This window comes from Paenibacillus sp. J22R56 (assembly GCF_056269375.1).
The window spans coordinates 347270-366781 of the sequence record NZ_JBWDNV010000010.1; the positions used below are offsets into that span (position 1 = coordinate 347270).

Genomic DNA, 19512 nt, shown 5'->3' on the forward strand with positions numbered 1-19512 from the left:
ATCATCTTCAATCATAAAAAGACCACTACAGCTGTCTTTCCATAGCTGGTAGTGGTCTTTTTTTCTAAGCTGTTTGGCTTATTCGCCGCTTCTGCTCTAGGTCGCAAGGGCATCAGCCCAAGTTAATAGCCCGAATTTCCTCCAGCGGAATTTTCGGCTTGCGGTCCTCCGTGAGCAGACCATTAATCTCCTGCTGCACGTCGGTCACCTGCGTATAGCAATATCCGCAAATATAATCAACAGACTTGATCGCCTGCGTAATTCCCTTGAACCGTTCCGTGAATGCTTCCACTGAGGCCACTTGCTCCCCGTAGCCCCAGCCCTCGTCTGACTGGAACGCAATGCCGCCAAACTCGCTGATGATAATCGGTTGTCCACGGTAGCAGTAGCCTTCGGCAAAGGCATATTTCCAATGGTTGCAGGTCGTCTCGCCCGACATGACACCGTCCTTGTTGTCCCGGTAACGCTTCAGGAATCCGTCCCCGGTCTGGACATAATCATGCAGCGTCACGATATCCGATACGGTATGCTCCCAGCCGTCGTTGACGATGACTGGACGGTTCGGATCGAACGACTTCGTAAGATGGTAAATGCCTTCCGTGAACTTCTGCTGCCGCTTGTCGCGAAGAATGTTGCCAATCCCCCACGACTCGTTAAACGGTACCCACGTAATAATACTCGGATGGTTATGCTGCTGCTTGATAATCTCCAGCCATTCCCTTGTGAAAGCCTCAACTGCGCGGTCATGGAATTCGAAGGTCGCCGCCATCTCCGACCAGACAAGCAGCCCCTTCACGTCGCACCAGTACAGGAAACGGGCATCCTCGATCTTCATATGCTTGCGCACACCGTTGTAGCCCATCGCTAGAATGAGATCAATATCCTCTATCAACGCTTCTTCGCTTGGAGGCGTCAGATGGCTGTCCGTCCAATAACCCTGGTCCAAAATAAGTCGTTGGTAGATTGGCGCGTTGTTGAGCAGCACCTTTCCGTTCTCGATGGATATTTTCCGCATGCCGAAATAAGAGCGCGTCCGGTCGACGACTCGTCCGCCCGAGGCTAGAACGAACTCCACATCGTACAAATTCGGACGAGCTGGGGTCCAATATGCCCGCTTCCACGGTCCGTTTGCTTCATGGTGAAGATCAACCTCAACCGAAAGGCAAGGACGGTCAATCCCCAGCGCAACCCGCTTCACGGGCTGGCCATTGAATGTCACGATGGCTTCCAGCTGCAGATCGACTCCGGGCCGGACACCGTTCACCTCGTAATCGAACCGAATAACATGGCGGTCGAGATCCGGAGTTATTTTGACCGATTCCAGCCGCTCTTCCTCTACGTATTCCATCCATACCGTCTGCCAGATACCCGTCGTCTGGACGTAGAAGCATTCAAAGTTATCCGGCACCCAGCGCTGCTTGCCTCTCGGCTGGTAGCAGCTATTGCTGTCCGTTACCTTAACCGTTATCCGGTTATCGGCTCCAAACTTGAGATATGGCGTCATGTCGACGGAGAATGCCGCATACCCGCCTTGATGCCCCCCGGCCAGCTCGCCATTAATCCATACTTTAGCTTCGTAGTCCACGGCCTGAAAATGCAGGATAGCCTGCTTGCCCGCCGCTTCTGCAGGAACGGAGATCTCTCTGCTGTACCACACATAAGGATGAAAGCTTTCCTCGCCAATACCGCTGGCTTTTGTTTCGTAGGTAAACGGTACATTAATCCGGTGTATTGCCGTAAACGTTTCCTGCCACTTCTCACGCTCCCCGGCGTTTGCATCGTCAAAGCGGAAGTCCCATTCGCCGTTCAGATTATGCCAATCGCCGCGCACGAGCAGGGGTCTGGGATAATCCTTGCTATATGATTTCGTCGTCATGCCGTCCTCCTGCTCCTATACCTTGCCTTGAAATACCGCCGCATAGATGGAAGACGGGCGAAGCGGAACGCCGCGCTGCCATTCGGCCGTTGGAACAACCCGGCTCTTGCACATCATGTTCTCCGGCTCCGAGACACTGTTGATCTCGTCGTAGCCTTCGCCGGTTATCTCGTACAGCACCATCTCTCCAGCCGCGTCGAAAGCAGCCAGTTCCAGCACGGCATTTACTTCATTCAGCCCACGGTTTACGATAAATACCGTAACGGTATCGCCTGCTCCGTTAATGCCGGCCGTGATGTCCAGCTCCGGCAGCCCGTTCAGGTTGATCGGCATCTCCTTTAATGTCGGCACAGTAAAAGTAGAACAGTCCGCTTGTACAGGAAGCATATGCTGCAGATCCTGGTTCGCATACAGCTTCATGACCTCATAGGTCGGTGTCCCGTATACGTCGAGAGGCCGATTGCTCCAGCCGGACTGTTTGCCGCAATATTGGTCGGCATAATAATCGCCTACCCGGATGCAGCCGCCCAGCCAGCCGTTGACCAAGTCGGAGAAACTGCCGATATGCACCATATCGCTTGAACGAAGCATTTCGTTAAGATTGGCAGCATTGGCAACCGCCGCTCCAAGCGTATGCTCGTTTGGCAGCCCCTTGCGAATGGTATTCGGGTAATACATCGTGTTGTATTCTGTAATGGCGATTTTCACATGAGCATGCTTCGGATTCGCCTTGATGCTCTCCGTGGTCTCCTGCAAATAATGCCGTGTAAACTCGGGATAGGCCGCAATCGCCTTATATCGGTCCTCGGCAGGCGTGTTCCGGTTCATACCGAAAGGTCCGTAGCCGTGATAGATATGCAGCGTCAAATAATCAATAAGCTCACCGGCCTGCTCCAGCACCGGCTTGTTCCATGCCTGGTCGTAATGGCCGCAGGCCAACAGCACGATGGACGGGTCCGCTGCTTTCATCGCTTCGGCAAACGATACCGTACGCGCCGCGAATTCCCCAGCAGAGCAGGTTCCTACTTGCCACCCTCCCCATACCTCATTGCCAATCTCCCAATATTTCACACCGTACGGCTCAGGATATCCGTTCGCGGTGCGTAAGGCGCCCATCGGCGTATCAGCGGCGCCATTGCAATACTCGATCCATGCCGCTGCCTCTTCAGGCGTTCCGGATCCGTCGTTCACACAAATGAGGGGTTCAACCTGCAGCTCCCGGCAGAAGGCGATAAATTCGTCCGTGCCAAAATATTTGCTCGTCCAGCCGCCCCATGCCTCGTTATACATAACCGGCCTCTCAAGCACGGGACCAACGCCATGTTCCCAATGGTAGGCGCTGATGTAATTGCCAGCCAGCCTCATCATGCCGGCGTTAAGCTCTCTCGTCATTTCGACGACCTCGCGCTTCACTAGGGCGACGTTGTCGGCCGCCAGCAGGGATACATGATCAATCCACAGCATGCCGGTCGACACGTGATCCGTCCAGCGAGGATGATCCTCCGGAATGTAGACGCGAAGCTCGGCGTCGGCGCAAGCGCGGGAGATGGACAAGTCCGCTTCATATTCCCGCCAGTTATGACCGGCAAGCTCGATTACCAATGAACCAAGCTTTTCCTCCGTATGTCGGTCCACCGCTTCCACCATCAGCAGCTTCAGTTCAATGGACGCCCTGGCAACTACTTTTACCTTATAATCGGCAGGTCCTTTAAGAGCAGCCTTCTGCGCAATACCGGCAAATGCTTCATCGTCGCTCGTCAATCGGATACGCTGTGCTCGCCCCGAATGCTTTGGTGCAGGCGCCTCCAGCGCGTATTTGGTATTGCGGCCGTTCGTATAAGCGTACCAGCTCCCTGATATTTCCCTCTTGGTTTCGGACTCGCTCTCGAAATCCATATCCTTGAGCGGGAAGGCCAGCATAGCTTCCATATGGTCCCGGATGTCCTCGACGAAATGTCCGAACAAATACGGGTTGACCACATGCCGGCTCGCTCCGGCACAATCGACGGTTATATTAGCGTTATTATTCAAAATGAACCTCCAATGAAATCGTTAGGTATAGTCGCCTTATCCTTTAACGGAACCAATCATGACGCCTTTGACGAAATGCCGCTGCACAAGGGGATACATGATCAGCACAGGCAAGCTGGACACGATGATAACCGCGAATTTAATGCTTTCGGACAGCAGGATTTGTTTCTCCAGTCCAACGCTTCCTCCGTCCGTTTGGGCGGATTGACTGATCAGCAATATTTCGCGAAGTACAAGCTGAAGTGGATATTTGCCTTCGTCGCGAATATAGATAAGCGCATTAAAGAACGAGTTCCAGTGGCCAACCGCGTAGAACAGCACCATGACGGCAAGAATCGGTTTTGAGAGCGGCAGGATGATGCTAACGAGCAGTCTCCAGTTGGAGCAGCCGTCCATATGGGCCGCCTCCTGCAGCTCCCAAGGGATACTATTTTGAAAATACGTACGCATAACGATAAGATTGTACGTCGCGATAGCGCCCGGCACGATCAGCGCCCACATGGTGTCGACCATGCCAAGGTCTTTGACCAGCAAATAACTTGGAATAAGTCCTCCGCTGAAAAACATTGTCATCGTAATCATGACCATGATTCCGTTGCGCAAAGGCAGATCGGGTCTCGACAGCGGATATGCCGCGAGGATCGTCATGATGATGTTAATAACAGTTCCGATGACGGTATACATAATCGAGTTGCCGTAGCCGGTCCAGATCTTGTCATTCTGCAAAATGTTAGCGTAAGCCTCGACATTGAGACCTTGCGGCAGCAGCCACACATCGCCGTTTAGTACTTTGGCCGGGTCGCTGAACGACGCGCTGACAATGAACAGCAGCGGATACAACACAATGACCATAATAATGGCTGCTATGACATATACAATTGCGTCGAACAAACGTTCATTCGACGGACTTATGCTCTTTTCCATAAGCGATTACCTCCTTACCATAAGCTCGTCTCCGACGTCTTGCGGGCAAAACGGTTTACGAGCAGCAGCAGCATGAGATTGATCACTGAGTTGAACAGACCGATGGCTGCCGTATAGCTGTACTCGCCCTTCAAGATTCCCGTCGTATAGACGAACGTGGAGATGACGTCGCTGGATTCCAGATTCAGGTTGTTCTGCATGAGCAAAATTTTCTCGAAGCCAATGTTCATGAAGTGGCCGATATCGAGAATGAGCAAGATGACGATAACCGGCATAATGCCCGGCAGCGATACGTGCCAGATGCGGCGGAGCCGCGAAGCGCCGTCCATCTTGGCCGCTTCATACAGCTGGGGATTAACCCCGCTGAGCGCTGCGATATAGATAATGGATTGCCATCCCATGCTCTGCCAGATGTTCGAGCCGATAAAGATCGGTTTGAACCAGGCGGCTTCCTGCAGGAAATTAATTGGCGTGCCGCCAAACGCTTCAATCAGTTGATTGATTGGTCCCGTCTTCGGCGATAGAAATACGTTCAGAATACCGACGATAACAACGACCGAGATAAAATGCGGAATGTACGTAATATTTTGCAGCCATTTGCTGTAAGCCCGGCTCTTGATTTCGTTCACGAGCAACGCCAGCAGGATTGGAACCGGGAATGCAATTAGGAGCGAGAACAAGTTGATCGATACGGTATTCCACAGCAGCCGCCAGAAGTAATACGAGTTAAAAAACCGTTCGAAATGGCCAAAGCCTTCCCATGGGCTGCCGATAATGCCTTTGGCCGGATTGAAGTTTTTGAAAGCGATCTGCAGGCCGTACAGCGGCCCGTAATGGAAGATCAAATAGAAAGCGAGCGGCGGCAGCAGCATGAGATACAAATCATACCGCTTCGCCATTTTTCTCAGCAGTCCGTCGCTCCGCTTCTTGCGGCCGGGAACGGGGGTAGCCCCCGCGTTCTCGATCATGCTGTCCATGAGCAGCCCCTCCCTCTCTTCTTGCTATCCCATTTATTTGGCCATTTTGTCATAAGCATCCTGGTAAAGCTTCTCAAGATCCGCAATGTTCATTTTCTTCAGCGTGGACTGGAATTCGTCCCACTTGTCGAAGCTGAGCGCCCCAACGATGAACTTCGTGCTTTGTTCTTCGAAATATTTATCGATGTCATTACGCAGCACGTTAACCTTCTGAGCTGTCTCTTCGTCAAATAACGGCGGTGCATAGCGGATTTTTGGCAAATACGGCTCGAGCTGCTCGTAAGCCTCTTGTACTTGAGGCGGGTTGATGAACGAAGCTACTTTATCACTGATAATATGCGGCGCGCCGCCGCCGGCGTATGGCGTTATTTTCGCCTGGGCGCCCGCTACGTTAAGAAGCTCCTCCTTGTAGTACGGGATGCCGTCCTTCAGATCATAGTGCTCGCCTTCCCGGCCAAAACGCAGCAGTGTTGAGCCTTCATCGCTGTAGAAGTAGTCGATCCAGCGCATGGTCGCTTCCGGATATTTGTTGACGGACGTGATGGCGAATGCTCCATAGTCGCGTGGCACCGGAGCGATCTGGCTATGCAGGCGGTCGCCATTAGGACCTGCCTGCGGGGCAATGCCTACATACTGATCATGAATAGTCAGGAAGTTATTGTTCGTCTGATCGAAGAAGTAGCCTGTATTGCCTGTTCCTTGCTTGGCAAGATATTGCGCTTCCGTGTGTGAGAAAATCTCCGGGTCGATCAGCTTTTCCTTGTAGAGTTTGTTCAAATACATGAGCAGCTCTTTGTACTGCTCGTCGCCGCTCCAGATATGCACCTTGTCGCCTTCGACATTAATGTTGTAGCCAAGCTGGGAATCAAGTCCAAATGCTCCTGCCATTTGATAGACGATTGGCATGCCGATACGCGCAGTCATCGGAATTTCGTCCGCTTTCCCATTGCCGTTCGGATCGCCGTCGCGGAAAGCTTTAAGCACTTCATACAATTCGTCGGTCGTCTCAGGCACCTTCAGGCCCAGCTTATCCAGCCATGCCTTGTTGATCCATCTCTTGTCGGTCCGCGCGGAGCCTAGCGTAACAATGCCCGGGATCGCATAAATATGTCCCTCCGGCGTTGTGATGCCCGCGCGGATTTCCGGATATTGCTCCATAAGGCTCTTCAGGTTCGGTGCGTATTGATCAATCAGATTCTCGAGCGGGATCAGCTGTCCCGCAGCTCCGTAGCGGACCGTTTCCAGCTGCGTCAGACCCGAACGGTACAACGCATCGGGAAGCTCATTAGATGCGAACAAGAGGTTTTTCTTCTCCGCAAAGCCATCCGTCGGCGCTTCTATAAAATCGACCTTGATATTGCTCATCTTCTCGTAATCCTGGAAGACGGGCATGTCCTTGAACGGACCGTTTACGGGTGCGACGCGGGTAAACATCTTCAGCTTGATTGGCGCAACAACGATCGGAAAACCTTCCGTTTTTACCGCATTCTCCGCCGAACCCGTTGTTTTGGAATCCCCCGTATTACTGCCTTTATCATTACTGTTGCCGTTGCCTCCGTTGCTGCAGCCGGATACGATTAATCCGCTAACAAGCATCGTGGCGAAAGCATATCTCCCCCATGTTTTTCGCATGTGTATATACCCTCCAGACTTTCAATTCACCGGATCTTGTAAGCGTTTACCGCCGGTGTTACTCGATTATAAAATACAGCCGGTATCGCCGAGTTACACTTATATGACTATTTACTCCACATATTTTACGGATTCTTTTGCCGCTGCCTTTCCGTCTCCGAGACTGTTCCAATACGCCTGCGGTGTCATGCCCGTCACTTCCTTGAACACCTTGAAGAAATAGTTGTGCGTGGAAAAACCCACCTGGTCGCTGACCTGCTTGATGGTATATTGGCCGCTTTCCAGCAGCCTGCGCGCCGCGTCGACCCGTACCCGGTTCACGTATTCGGAGAACGTCGACTGCGTCTCCTCCTTGAAGATCCGGCTAAGATACGAGGCGTTTAAGCCGATGAAGCCCGCGGCTAGCTCAAGCGTCACGATGCCGGAATACCGCTCCAGAATAAAGCCGATTGCCTGGGATACATGACGGGAATAGCTGCCCGTCGCGTGATGCTCCTTCAGCAGCACCAGTAAGACGACATAGAACGACTGAAGCCACTTCTCCAGCTCGCCAACGCTTCCAAGGCGGTTAAGCTCGCCGCGCAATGGCAGGCGGTCCGCATCCTTCGTTGTCCCAAGCGGGGAACGGTTCCCTTTTTTCAACGCCTTATCTGCGATATGAAGCAGCTCGCTGACCGTCATCTGCACCGCGTGCGAATGCAAAGGAAGCCCTCGAAGTGGTTCGAATACCGAAGTGATCAGACGCTGCGCGCCTTGTCCGTCCAGCCTCTCGATAGCAAGCAGCAGTTGCTTCTGCTCTTCGATCGTTAGTGCGACGCGGCTCTCGCGCGTGCCTTTTCCGTGCTCTGGATTCGGATGAGCGGCCTTAGCGTTTGGGTCGAGAGCCCGCTCCGCGGAGGCGTAGCTTGCTCCAAGCTGCGACAGGCTGTTGCATACATGCCCAACCGCATAGATCGATTTTAAATTCAAGTACATCTCGAGCGCGTGGCCAAGCTTGCTCATGCTTCTGGCCGCTTCCGTTGCGGCTGCATGCTCGCTTCGCTCCCGTATGGCAAACACGACGACGATTCGCCCGTCCTCCACATAAGCTGCCGTACGCTCGCGTGCGTCTCCCAAGCTCTGCTGCATAAGCTCGACAACCTGCTGAACCAGCCGGTTCGTCTGCACGTCGGTATTCGATTCCGTCAGCAGTAGGAAAGGAACGATCTGCAGGACCGCTGCCGCATACAAATCTGCCTGCATGTACATACCGTAACGCCTTATACTTCCTTCCAGCTCCCTTGCGGCTTCCACCTTACCTCTTGCGAGGTCAGCGATTTGACTCCGGACCAACTCGGACCGGAAGAGGGACGATGCGTCGGCATCACCCGCGGCTTCGAATGATTTACCAACCTGGACTGCTTTTTCAAGCATCGCCAGCAAAGTCTCCTTGTCAAGCCGGTGCTTCAGCAAATAATCTACCGCGCCGTTCTTCAGGCAGTCCCGGACATAGTCGTAATCGTCATAGCTGCTGAGCATAATCGTCTGGACGGCGGGATACTGCTGCTTGATCATCCGGTTCAAATCCACGCCGTTCATTCCCGGCATGTTGACGTCGAGGATAGCCACGTCGGGACGCTGTTCCCCAATCATGGCCAATGCCGTTTCCGCGCTTTGGGCCTCTCCGCAGATCTCAAAGCCATGTGTGCGGAAATCCAATAAAGACCGCAGATCGTTGCGAACGAGCGGCTCGTCGTCTACCAATAACACGCGATACATCATTAGCTCACCTCTTGTCCGGCGCCCATCTGGCCCCGTAAATTGGGAAAACGAATTTCGACCTTCGTATACAAGCCAGGCTCGCTATACAGCCTGATGCCGTATGGAGCTTCAAACGAACGGAGGATTCTCTCGTGCACGTTGCGCACGCCCATTCCGCTGAACCGGGAAGAGGTCGGCTTTGTACCCGCCGGTCCGCCTAGCAATTGCTCCATCTGCTCCGGCGTCATTCCTTTGCCGTTGTCCGTCACCTCGATCATCAGATCGCGGTTGTCCTCGTATACCCGTATCGTGACGAAGCCGCCTTGGTCCCTCGAACCAATTCCGTGCAGAACCGCGTTCTCCACAATCGGCTGCAGCGTAAGCTTCAGCACACGGCTATCTAATAACGACGGATCTTCAATCTCTTCGTGAACAAGGATAGGCTCCATGTATTTGTATTTAACGATCGAGATATAGCTGCGCACGTAATCCAGCTCCTCCCTCACCGTCAAATATTCGTTGGAATTGCCCAACACGCCCCTCATCAAATCGATTAATGAGCCGGATACCTCTTCTATGTTTGGCGTTCCGTTGAGCTTGGCCAAATATTTGATCGTATTAAGCGAGTTGTATAGAAAATGAGGGCGTATTTGCGCCTGGAGTGCGGTCAGCTCGGCCTCCCGCTTCTCTTGTTCACTGATGCGTATCCCTTCGAATGACCGCTTCAGCTCTTCCACCATGCCAATAAATACGTGGTAAAGCTGTCCCACCTCATCCTTTGCTCTAATCTCCTTCTTCGGTAACGTCAAATTGCCGTCCTTCACCAGCATCATCATGGACTTCAGACGTCGGATATTAATCGTGATGCGCGATGACACCTGCAGCGAGCCAATCAAGACAACCAGCAGGACGATCGCCGAAGCCTCGATGATCAACTTCAGCAGGCGGGCAGATTCGCTAAGCAGCGAATCCGTCGGAATTAGCGCCAGCGTCGTCCAGCCCGTATGGTCCGATTGACGGCTGACCACGATATAGGACCTGCCGCCAATGACCTTCTCCTCCACATCACCTTCAACCTTGCCAAGCTTCGCAAATTTGTGCTTCATGTCTACAATTTTCTGATCGGAAGGCGCAAAGCTTGGTGTGTGGTCAGACCTATACACAAATTCATCCTGCTGATCAAGCACGTACAGCATGCTGTCGGCGGTTGGCCTCACGCCATATGTCTTGCGGATAAAATCGTAATTTAGATCGACCATAACCACGCCAATCGTCTCGCGGTTGTAACGGATTTCGCGGCCTACTGTTATCGTCTCCGCGATGCCCGTCTGCTTCAAATAAGCATGGCGCGAGCCGTTACGCAGCATGTAATCCATCATCGGAGTTTCCAGAATGCTTTTATCCAGCCACGGCCCTCCGGTGAAAAATACCTTTCCGTTTAAACCAACAACGGCAATCCTAGCAATATACGGCTTATTTGCAACCAGGGATGACAGAAATTCCTCGATTCGCTTCTGCTCCTGGAACCATTCGTAGCTAATCTCCTCCGATGGGCTAAGTACCGTATCGATCACGGTGTTTTTGTTCGTGACTACAACGGTATTTAGCCGGTCAATCTCCTCCAGCATAATGTTGAGCGACTCGTCGGCTTGGCGGATACTATCCGACACTGAAGTTACGGCGTTGGACTTGATCGTCTCCCGCATGTTGAGGTAGACAATGACGGAGATAGAGACGATAGAGAGAAGAGCGACAAGGCTGAACGCCAGAAAAATTTTGCCTTGGATGCTGAGGCTTGGCGATACCCATCGCCTAAGGGTGGACAGCTTCATTTCGAACAACTCCTTTGCGGAGATAATTTGCAATCGCTTACATTAAAACAGAACTGAATCGGCTAAGCCTCTGCCTTTCTTAAAGCCAGCGGAGATTCCTTAAAGTACATTTTGAAAGCCCTTGTGAAGGTATATAGATTGGGATAACCAAGCGACAGCCCGATCTCCGTCACCGATGCATGGGTATCGATTAAGAGGCGTCTAGCCTTCTCCATCCGAACCTTCTGCATATATTTCATCGGGGGCATCCCCATCTCTTCCGTGAATACTTGAGTAAAATAAGAACGGTGTACGCCCGCATATTCGGCCACCTGATGGACGGTAATTCCTTCAGTCGCATGGAGCTCCATATACTCCGCGCATTCGTGGATCCAGCTTGCAAGCTCGGGTCCCTGCGTTGGTTCATCCGGCATCATGGCCGCGAGCAGCCCGTACAGATGTGCTTGTAGATCCAGTGCCTCCGACGGCCGCAAGCGCTGGACCCGCTCCAGTGCATCGATAGCCCGGTCTGCAGCAACTTCGACCCGTGAAGAGGCAGTACCTCTGCGAAATGGTTCTTGTTCCGTAAGCCCCGCTAGTTGAAGTAGCGCCTCTACTCTATCTCCGTCGATAGCCAGCCAGCACATCTCTAGCGGTCGTTCAGCCGGGAGCATGTCGTAATGATACATTCGGTTCGGGAACAGGACGAAGAGATCTCCCCTCGCAAGCTCGACTTGCCATCCCTCATATTCCAAGCGCAACCTCCCCTCCCGCACGAAATGAATGCTGTAGCACTCGATCCGTTTTGGTCCGACCTTATAATGCGGCTTGGCCAGGCATCTTCCAGCCCGGACCGGCCACATTCCACCTGCCTTGTCCAGTTCGCCTGGCGTGTAGTAGATAAAGTCCGCATATTCATAGTCGTATTCCCTCATGTCCGTTTATCCCCCCACAATTACAGCTAACAAAATGACAAGAATAAATTGATCAACCACTTTGCCATTTGATGTTAAAAAATAGAGTATAACTAAGCATATTATGTTAGCTAGAATTCGTAAACCTAACAGAATGATATTTTTCTCTTCGTTCTCTCAATGAAATAAAAAAAGGCTGCTCTGAGTATCAGAACAACCTTGGGAAATAGTCAAATCCATTAAAAACATCTTTGAAAAATTTCTTTATCTATACTTCCTTTGTCTCAAAGCCTCATACAACAAAACAGTCGAAGCCATCGCTACATTCAACGATTCCGCATCGCCCTGCATCGGGATAATAATCGACTCATCCACTGTCTCCCGAACAGCTTCGGATAAACCTTCTGACTCATTGCCCATCAGCAGCCAAGTACCAGCCGTCCAATCATAGGAATAACAGGTATGACTCGCCTGCAGGCTTGTCCCTACTAGCGTAATCCCTTTCGCTTTCGCTTCAGGGAGCAGCTCCGCTAGATCAGCCTCAAGAATCGGCAGATGGAACAGCGAGCCCATCGTCGATCTCACTGTCTTTGGATTGTACAGATCCACGCAGCCTTTGCCCAGCACGACCGCATCTGCGCCAACGGCATCTGCACTGCGGATAATTGTACCCACATTACCGGGATCACGAACACCATCCAGAATCACAACAAGACTGTTATCACGGAACAAAGCCGTTTCATCCCGTTTCAGCTTCTCAAGCACGGCAAAGACCGGCGGCGGCGAATCCGTCCCCGTACATTTGGCCATCACTTGCGGCGTCGCTTGGATCCATTCCGTGCCATCTTCCCGAGCAAGCTGCTCCAGCTCCTGCGGAATACCACGCTCTCCATTATAGACGACGCAGTTCACTGCGGCAGAAGCCCGGAAGGCTTCCTGTACGAGGTGGACGCCTTCAATAATAAACAGGCCTGTCCGGTCACGGTATTTTTTATCAAGCAAGGAAGCCCACTGCTTCACTCGTTCATTTTGAATGGAGGTTAATAATAAATGATTCATTAATCCGATCAGCCTTCCGAATAAGCTATTTCCAAATTGGATAAATCCGAGTTCTTACCTACAATAACAAGAATGTCCTCCGGCTTGATAAGGTCTTCCGCATAAGGAGCAATATTCATCTTGCCATTGGTCTTAATCGCCATCACATTGCATTTAAACTTCGCCCGAATGTCCAGCATTTTCAAGCTCTTCCCGATCATCGCTTCCGGCGCCTTCACTTCAATAATGCTGTAATCCTCAGAAATCTCGATATAGTCCAATATGTTAGGAGATATTAAATGATGAGCAACACGTTGTCCCATATCCCGCTCCGGATAGACAACCTTGTCCGCACCGATCTTCGTTAACACTTTACCATGTAATTCATTCTGCGCTTTCACAACAATCATTTTCACACCAAGATCCTTCAAAATGAGCGTCGTCAGAATACTCGCCTGAATATCTTCTCCAATCGCTACAACAACTACGTCGAAGTTACGTACGCCAAGGGAGCGTAATGCTTCCTCATCCGTGGAATCTGCTGACACCGCATGGGTCACCATATTAATTGCTTCTTGTATGCGCTGCTCACTCGAATCAATCGCAAGCACCTCATACCCCATATTCGTGAGTGAAGTGGCAATACTGGAGCCAAACCGCCCCATTCCGATAACCGCAAACTGTTTTTTGGGCATTTCGTTTCATCCTACTCCCTTCAAGCTCAAGCTTACAAGATGCGCATACAAATCCATTACCTAATCCTGATTATTATAGCATATCCACCACACTCGGATGAAAATCGCCTCATTCGGAAACAGTAAATAAGCCACTATCATGTAGACTTGGAGGGAATCCAATTGATCAATCTGGATTTACGTCAAGCCATTATCAACAACGTTAAGAACAATACAAATGAAGAAATGAAAGAAGTCATTAATGACTCCATTGGCAATGATGAAAAAACACTCCCCGGACTAGGCGTATTGTTCGAGCTGATCTGGAAAGAGCTAAGTGCCGAGGAGCAAAACCGTCTTGTTGATGCCTTGCATAACAAGCTTCAGGGAACCAAGCAGGCAGCTACTTAGCAGTTAAAGAACATCCGCCGTATAGACTGTTTTGCCTCCTACAATCGTTTGCGTCACCCATGGATGACCATCATATTGGTCAACGATAATTAGATCTGCCGCTTTGCCCGGCGCAATCGCTCCGTAATGATCTGCAATACCGAGCGCTTGTGCCGGATAAAGGGTAGCCATACGAACAGCCTCCGGCAACTCCACGATACCTTTTTCCACTAAGACAAAGATAGCCGTTAATAAGGCTGACGGATGATAATCAGAGCATATAATGGAAGCTGCCCCTTCCGTAATCACATCAATGGCGCGTAAGTTATTGTCATGGGAGGCTCCCCTCACAAGATTAGGTGCTCCAACACATACGAATAAGCCTGACTTTGATGCGTGTTTAGCAGTCTCCATGTTAATGGGGAATTCCGTTACCGACACCCCAAACTCTCTTGATAGTTCCACCTGTTCGATCGAATCATCGTCATGAGAGGCAAGTGCGATACCCTGCTGTCCCGCCAGCTTCCCAAGCTGACGAAGCTTTTCCCAATCAATTTGACGGCGCCGCATAAGCAGCTCTTCTACAATCGTGTGAACCTCATCTATTCCTACACCTTGATTCTTCATGACATACCGCTCAAAAGAGCCTGGTGCCCGGTACTGCCCCTGACCCGGTGAATGATCCATAAAGGACATATAGTCAATCATCTGATTCTCGATGTATTGCTGAGCGATCGGATAACCTGTCAGATATGAGACCTCATAACGCAAATGGATACGATTGCGGATAATAGATCTCGAACTTCGATAGTTATGGATAAGCTCAACTAATTCGGTCAGCAGATGATCGCCTCGCAAGCTAAGCCCAACACCAAGTGATAAGGAATGGTACATCGTGGTAATGCCGTGAATCGGCATTTTTCGTTCGAATTCAAGGAAAGACATCTTAAGTGGAAATAACGTACCCGGCCTAGGCTGTACTTCCTTCTCAATGGCATCATTATGAATATCAATAAGTCCGGGGAGAATATATCGCCCTGCTGCATCAATTCTAGCTAGATCATCCTCACCATAGCGATTCTCATACTCATACAGAGAAGCCTCGTCGACCAGCACCTCATCAATGATTCCGTCCTTAACAGCTATCGCTGCATGCACGATCCCGTCTTCGAGGACTACCTTTCCATTTCGAATAATCATATTGCGCTTAAGCGCAGGAGTGTTCATCAGCCGAGTTCCCCTTTCTCGCTGTTGTTCTTCACACTCCAAACAATACCATATTTTTACACCGATATTAAGATGCTGCTGACGAAAAAAAGAAGCTGACGGGATGCCCGCCAGCCTGCTTCTATATCTTATTTATAAGTGCTATTAATCTAAGCAATAGGCAGCAAGGCCAAGTGTGAATGGAGCTGGCTTATTGCATGTGCTCTTCATTGTGTAATGAGCGCCCTGCTCGGCAGCGTCGAAGAAGCCATGCATCGCTTCCAGAACATGATAAGCAAGTTCACCGCTAGGGCGATGCTTGCGTCCAGTCAATACAGCCTTAGCTAGATCGGCCGCACCAAGTCCCCTTGCATTCTCCGTGTTTTGGAAGGCAAGCGGAATACTCGTCCATTCGGTCGAACCACTGCGTCTGATCTTAATAGTTCCGCCGAAATTATTTGGATCTGGCACAAGCATACTGCCAGCAGTGCCGTATACCTCGATCCAAGGTAAAGTCGAACCGCCTTTCACGTCAAAGCTTGTCACCAAAGTACCAATTGGACCAGCCGCGAATTCGATCACACCTGCTACATGAGTAGGTACCTCAACCTGAACTTTTTGTCCAAATTTCGGCTGACTAGTAATCGTACGCTCAGAGAACGAAGCACGTGCCATGCCGGTTACACGGCTGATTGGTCCAAGCATCGCAACCAGCGCTGTCAAATAGTATGGACCCATATCGAACATTGGGCCGCCGCCTTTTTGATAATAGAATTCCGGAGCCGGATGCCAGGTTTCATGGCCGCCTGACATCATGAATGCAGTCGCGCCAATTGGAGTACCAATCCAGCCATCTTCAATCAGCTTAATACTTGTCTGAATGCCGCCGCCAAGGAAGGTGTCCGGTGCGCTGCCAACAAGCAGGCCTTTCTTTTCAGCCAGCTCAAGGACTTGCTGAGCTTCTTCACGAGTGACCGCGAAAGGCTTCTCAACATACACATGCTTACCAGCTTCCAGTGCTTGCAGACAAACGGCAGCGTGAGCTTGTGGAATAGTTAAGTTAATAACCATACCAATCTCTGGATCAGCCAGAAGATCTTCTACGGAGCAGCCGCGAATACCAAATTCCTCCGCTTTCGCTTTAGCCCGCTCTACGTCGAGATCCGCGCAAGCAACAATCTCCATCGAATCAAACTTCTTGCCATTGTTCAAATAAGCGCTGCTAATATTACCTGTTCCGATTACGCCAACTTTTAACTTATCCATGAGTATGAGTCCCTCCGTTTACCGCTGCAGTTTTACCTTCCGCGCACCAGAGGAAGCCTCGGCGCATCATTTCCTTCACCACTGGGATATCGATAATGTTAGCTTGATGACCAAGAGAGTTATAATAGACACGCCCAACGCCCCAACGCTTCGTCCAAGCGACTGGCATATCCACTGCTTTGTTCAGGGAATGTGGACCTTCTGTAACTGGGAAACGTGTAGTTGCAAGCACTTCAACCGCAGGGTCAACATGTAAGTAATATTGCTCCGAGCTTACTTCGAAATCTTCGATGTCTTGCGTTAGCGGGCTGGAGCTGTGCTTGATGTTAACGACATAGTTCGTGCCGTCATTGCCTGGATGAGCAACCCATTGGCCGCCGGTCATGAACTGCCAGTCCACATTCTCGCGGAAGGCATCGCACATACCGCCATGGCAGCCTGCAAGTCCTACACCACTTTGTACGGCTAAGGATACGTTCTCCACATATTCTGGTTTGATTTTGTCCATCGTCCAGATCGGTACGATCAGATCCAATGCTTTCAGTTTCTCACCATCTGCGAAGGCATCCAGCGTATCCGACACTTCAACCTCAAAGCCTTCCTTTACCAGTACCTCTTGAAAAAGACCTGCAACTTCCTTCGGCTGATGACCATCCCAGCCGCCCCATACGATTAGTGCTTTTCTCATGATCCAATTAATCTCCTCTGCTCGTGGAATCTATTGAAACTCTTTCAAAGCAACCCAGCGCCGCTCAGCAATTGAGCGTTCAACCGCAACAAGCACCTCTTGGCATCTCACACCGTCATAGAAGTTTGGTACCGGCTGACGGTCTTCCGCAATGGCAGTCATCAGCTCATGCACCTCATGGGTGAAGGTATGCTCGTAACCAATCGTGTGACCAGCCGGCCACCAAGCATCCATGTAAGCATGTGCAGCATCTGTTGCGAGTACGCGGCGGAAGCCTTGTACATCCTCTGCATCATCTGTGAAGTAAACTTGAAGCTCATTCATCCGTTCGAAGTCGAACTTGATGCTGCCCTTGCTTCCGTTAATTTCGAAGGCATTTGTACAACGATGACCAGCAGCAAAACGTGTAGCTTCGAAGCTTCCAAGCGCCCCGTTCTCGAAGCGAGTCATGAACAAGGTTGCATCATCAACCGTTACTTCGCCACGCGGCGCATCAGCACCACTCTTCGTTCCGCTAAGTCCCGTCATGCCGGAGGAGACCGGACGCTCTTTCACAAACGTCTCTTCCATACCGATTACTTCTTGGAATTCACCAACAAGGAAACGAGCCATATCAATCAGATGCGCTCCCAGGTCGCCATGAGAACCGGATCCAGCAATCTCTTTCTGCAGACGCCATACGAGCGGGAACTCGGGATCAAGAATCCAGTCCTGCAGGAACACAGCGCGGAAATGATGGATTTTACCGATACGGCCTTCGGAGATCAGCTTCTTAGCCAGCTGCACGGCAGGAGCGAAACGGTAGTTAAAGCCAACCATATGCTTTACACCCGCTTTTTCAGCAGCTACCAGCATTTCGTTCGCGTCCTCCAAAGTCAGAGCCAGAGGCTTCTCACAGAACAAATGTTTACCAGCCTCAGCTGCGGCAATCGTAATCTCCTTATGAGCATCACTTGGCGCATTAATATCGATAAGATCGATATCATCACGTGCGATCAGCTTACGCCAATCCGTCTCGGCACTTTGCCAGCCGAACTGTGCACGCGCTTTCTCGAGCCCTTCTGGATCACGTCCGCAAATAGCTGTCATCTCCGGCAATACAGCTGTTTCCGGGAAAAACATCGGCACTGCGCGATAAGCGTTGCTATGTGCCTTACCCATAAATTTATATCCAACCATCCCGACACGAAGTTTGCTCATTCCTAACTACCGCCTCTCGAATAAGTATTTAAGTCGTTTCACGTTTTACTAACTGAACAGGAAGAATCGTATTCCCCTCTTCGGATTCCTCAGCAAGCAGCTTCATCGCGGCCCTTCGCCCCATCTCATAAAAGGGAACCGAGACCGTCGTCAGTTTGGGACTCACAATTCTTGAACTGTCCGAGTCATCATAGCCGATAAGCCCAATATCTTTGCCCGCTTCAATACCACGTTCCCTTAGGCCATCCATCAGCCCGATCGCCATCCGGTCATTCGCGGCAAATACAGCATCGATCTCCTTCTTCTCTATACCTTCAAAGATCTTAGCTGCGGCTTCAAATCCGCTCTTCCTGCTATAGTTGCCAGTGAAGATCCTCTCTTCCAGAAGTGGAATGCCGGCTTCTGTCAGCGCCCGCTCATAGCCGGCAAGACGATCGCCGCTGCTTGAGAACGCATTAGGCCCGTTTAGGAATGCAATGCGCTTAAAGCCTTTCGCTATAAGGTGCTGTACAGCCGCAAAGCTGCCCGATTCGTGATCTGCATCAACCGTTAAATACTCTTCTTCGTCAAACCGCTGATTCACGAGACAAAACGGGAAACCCTCCACCTGAAGCTCCCTAAGTGCTGCACGCTCTTCCGCCACATCTTGTGCGCCCAGCACGATGCAGGCATCCACTTTCTGTGTACGGTACAGCTTGGCATAATCACGGGGACTATCCGGTTCCCGGAAGATAAGAAGCAGATCATAGTTGCAAGCCTTCGCCGCTTCACCGATCCCGCTTAAGATCTCTGCAAAATAATAGGTAGAGAACAGATGCACCTTTGGAACAAAAGGCAGAATAACGCCAACATTCCCGCTTTTCCTACGGGCAAACCGCTGTGCAAGCGCATTAGGCACATAACCTATCTCTTTCGCAGCCTCGAGGACGCGAATACGTGTCTCTTCCTTGATAGGACCTACATTGTTCAGGACCCGAGATACCGTCGCTTCCGATACACCCGCCAGCTTCGCTACTTCTTTCCTGCTAATAATCGACAGCCTCCTGTATGCTCGCTAATCAAAAGACAACTTGCCGCTGTCATTCTAGTAAGTAATGTACACGCGTACATTATGTCATGAAAGCGCTCTTCCGTCAACCGGATTA

At 51.0% G+C, this 19512-nt stretch carries 16 protein-coding genes; 1 reads left to right on the forward strand and 15 read right to left on the reverse strand.

Going from position 1 to position 19512, the window contains the following annotated elements; all coding sequences use genetic code 11:
• Positions 1 to 112: 112 nt before the first annotated feature.
• The 10 genes from AC0YNT_RS24400 to AC0YNT_RS24445 form a co-directional block, all read right to left on the reverse strand.
• Positions 113 to 1876 carry a glycoside hydrolase family 2 protein gene (locus tag AC0YNT_RS24400; RefSeq protein ID WP_475806941.1) on the reverse strand — a complete coding sequence of 588 codons (1764 nt, stop codon included), beginning with the start codon at positions 1874 to 1876 and terminating at the stop codon, positions 113 to 115.
• Positions 1877 to 1891: 15 nt separating this feature from the next.
• The gene (locus AC0YNT_RS24405) at positions 1892 to 3907 is read right to left on the reverse strand and encodes an alpha-L-arabinofuranosidase C-terminal domain-containing protein (RefSeq protein ID WP_475806942.1); all 2016 of its coding nucleotides are present in this window, start codon (positions 3905 to 3907) and stop codon (positions 1892 to 1894) included.
• A 36-nt stretch (positions 3908 to 3943) separates the two neighbouring features.
• Complete coding sequence (locus AC0YNT_RS24410) at positions 3944 to 4831, reverse strand: carbohydrate ABC transporter permease (RefSeq protein ID WP_091183665.1); 888 nt, start codon at positions 4829 to 4831, stop codon at positions 3944 to 3946.
• Between the two features lie 14 nt (positions 4832 to 4845).
• The gene (locus tag AC0YNT_RS24415; RefSeq protein ID WP_475806943.1) at positions 4846 to 5808 is read right to left on the reverse strand and encodes an ABC transporter permease; all 963 of its coding nucleotides are present in this window, start codon (positions 5806 to 5808) and stop codon (positions 4846 to 4848) included.
• 33 nt (positions 5809 to 5841) lie between these two features.
• Positions 5842 to 7440, reverse strand: coding sequence for an extracellular solute-binding protein (locus tag AC0YNT_RS24420; protein WP_475806944.1), 1599 nt, complete (start codon positions 7438 to 7440; stop codon positions 5842 to 5844).
• Between the two features lie 111 nt (positions 7441 to 7551).
• Positions 7552 to 9198: a response regulator gene (locus AC0YNT_RS24425; RefSeq protein ID WP_475806979.1), complete on the reverse strand. Its 1647-nt coding sequence runs from the start codon at positions 9196 to 9198 to the stop codon at positions 7552 to 7554.
• A 2-nt stretch (positions 9199 to 9200) separates the two neighbouring features.
• A complete protein-coding gene (locus AC0YNT_RS24430; protein WP_475806945.1) occupies positions 9201 to 11012 on the reverse strand; it encodes a cache domain-containing sensor histidine kinase in 1812 nt (603 codons plus the stop codon).
• A gap of 62 nt (positions 11013 to 11074) precedes the next feature.
• Entirely contained in the window at positions 11075 to 11926 is an 852-nt protein-coding gene (locus AC0YNT_RS24435) for a helix-turn-helix transcriptional regulator (RefSeq protein WP_475806946.1), read from the reverse strand.
• A gap of 243 nt (positions 11927 to 12169) precedes the next feature.
• Positions 12170 to 12964, reverse strand: coding sequence for a TrmH family RNA methyltransferase (locus AC0YNT_RS24440; protein ID WP_475806947.1), 795 nt, complete (start codon positions 12962 to 12964; stop codon positions 12170 to 12172).
• A gap of 8 nt (positions 12965 to 12972) precedes the next feature.
• The gene (locus AC0YNT_RS24445) at positions 12973 to 13638 is read right to left on the reverse strand and encodes a potassium channel family protein (protein WP_475806948.1); all 666 of its coding nucleotides are present in this window, start codon (positions 13636 to 13638) and stop codon (positions 12973 to 12975) included.
• Positions 13639 to 13800: 162 nt separating this feature from the next.
• Between AC0YNT_RS24445 and sspI the strand changes: the two genes are divergently transcribed.
• Complete coding sequence (gene sspI / locus AC0YNT_RS24450) at positions 13801 to 14028, forward strand: small acid-soluble spore protein SspI (RefSeq protein WP_475806949.1); 228 nt, start codon at positions 13801 to 13803, stop codon at positions 14026 to 14028.
• A 3-nt stretch (positions 14029 to 14031) separates the two neighbouring features.
• Here sspI and AC0YNT_RS24455 read toward each other — a convergent pair whose 3' ends face one another.
• The 5 genes from AC0YNT_RS24455 to AC0YNT_RS24475 form a co-directional block, all read right to left on the reverse strand.
• On the reverse strand, positions 14032 to 15234 hold the full coding sequence (locus AC0YNT_RS24455; RefSeq protein WP_475806950.1) for an alpha-D-ribose 1-methylphosphonate 5-triphosphate diphosphatase: 1203 nt from the start codon (positions 15232 to 15234) through the stop codon (positions 14032 to 14034).
• Between the two features lie 144 nt (positions 15235 to 15378).
• Positions 15379 to 16479 (reverse strand): Gfo/Idh/MocA family protein, encoded by a 1101-nt coding sequence (locus AC0YNT_RS24460; RefSeq protein ID WP_475806951.1) that lies wholly within the window; start codon positions 16477 to 16479, stop codon positions 15379 to 15381.
• Entirely contained in the window at positions 16472 to 17167 is a 696-nt protein-coding gene (locus tag AC0YNT_RS24465) for a ThuA domain-containing protein (RefSeq protein ID WP_475806952.1), read from the reverse strand. The genes AC0YNT_RS24460 and AC0YNT_RS24465 overlap by 8 nt, the downstream gene beginning before the upstream one ends.
• Before the next feature lie 30 nt (positions 17168 to 17197).
• Positions 17198 to 18367: a Gfo/Idh/MocA family protein gene (locus AC0YNT_RS24470; RefSeq protein WP_475806953.1), complete on the reverse strand. Its 1170-nt coding sequence runs from the start codon at positions 18365 to 18367 to the stop codon at positions 17198 to 17200.
• 28 nt (positions 18368 to 18395) lie between these two features.
• Positions 18396 to 19406, reverse strand: a complete 1011-nt coding sequence (locus tag AC0YNT_RS24475; protein WP_167282072.1) for a LacI family DNA-binding transcriptional regulator — start codon at positions 19404 to 19406, stop codon at positions 18396 to 18398.
• Positions 19407 to 19512 lie beyond the last annotated feature (106 nt).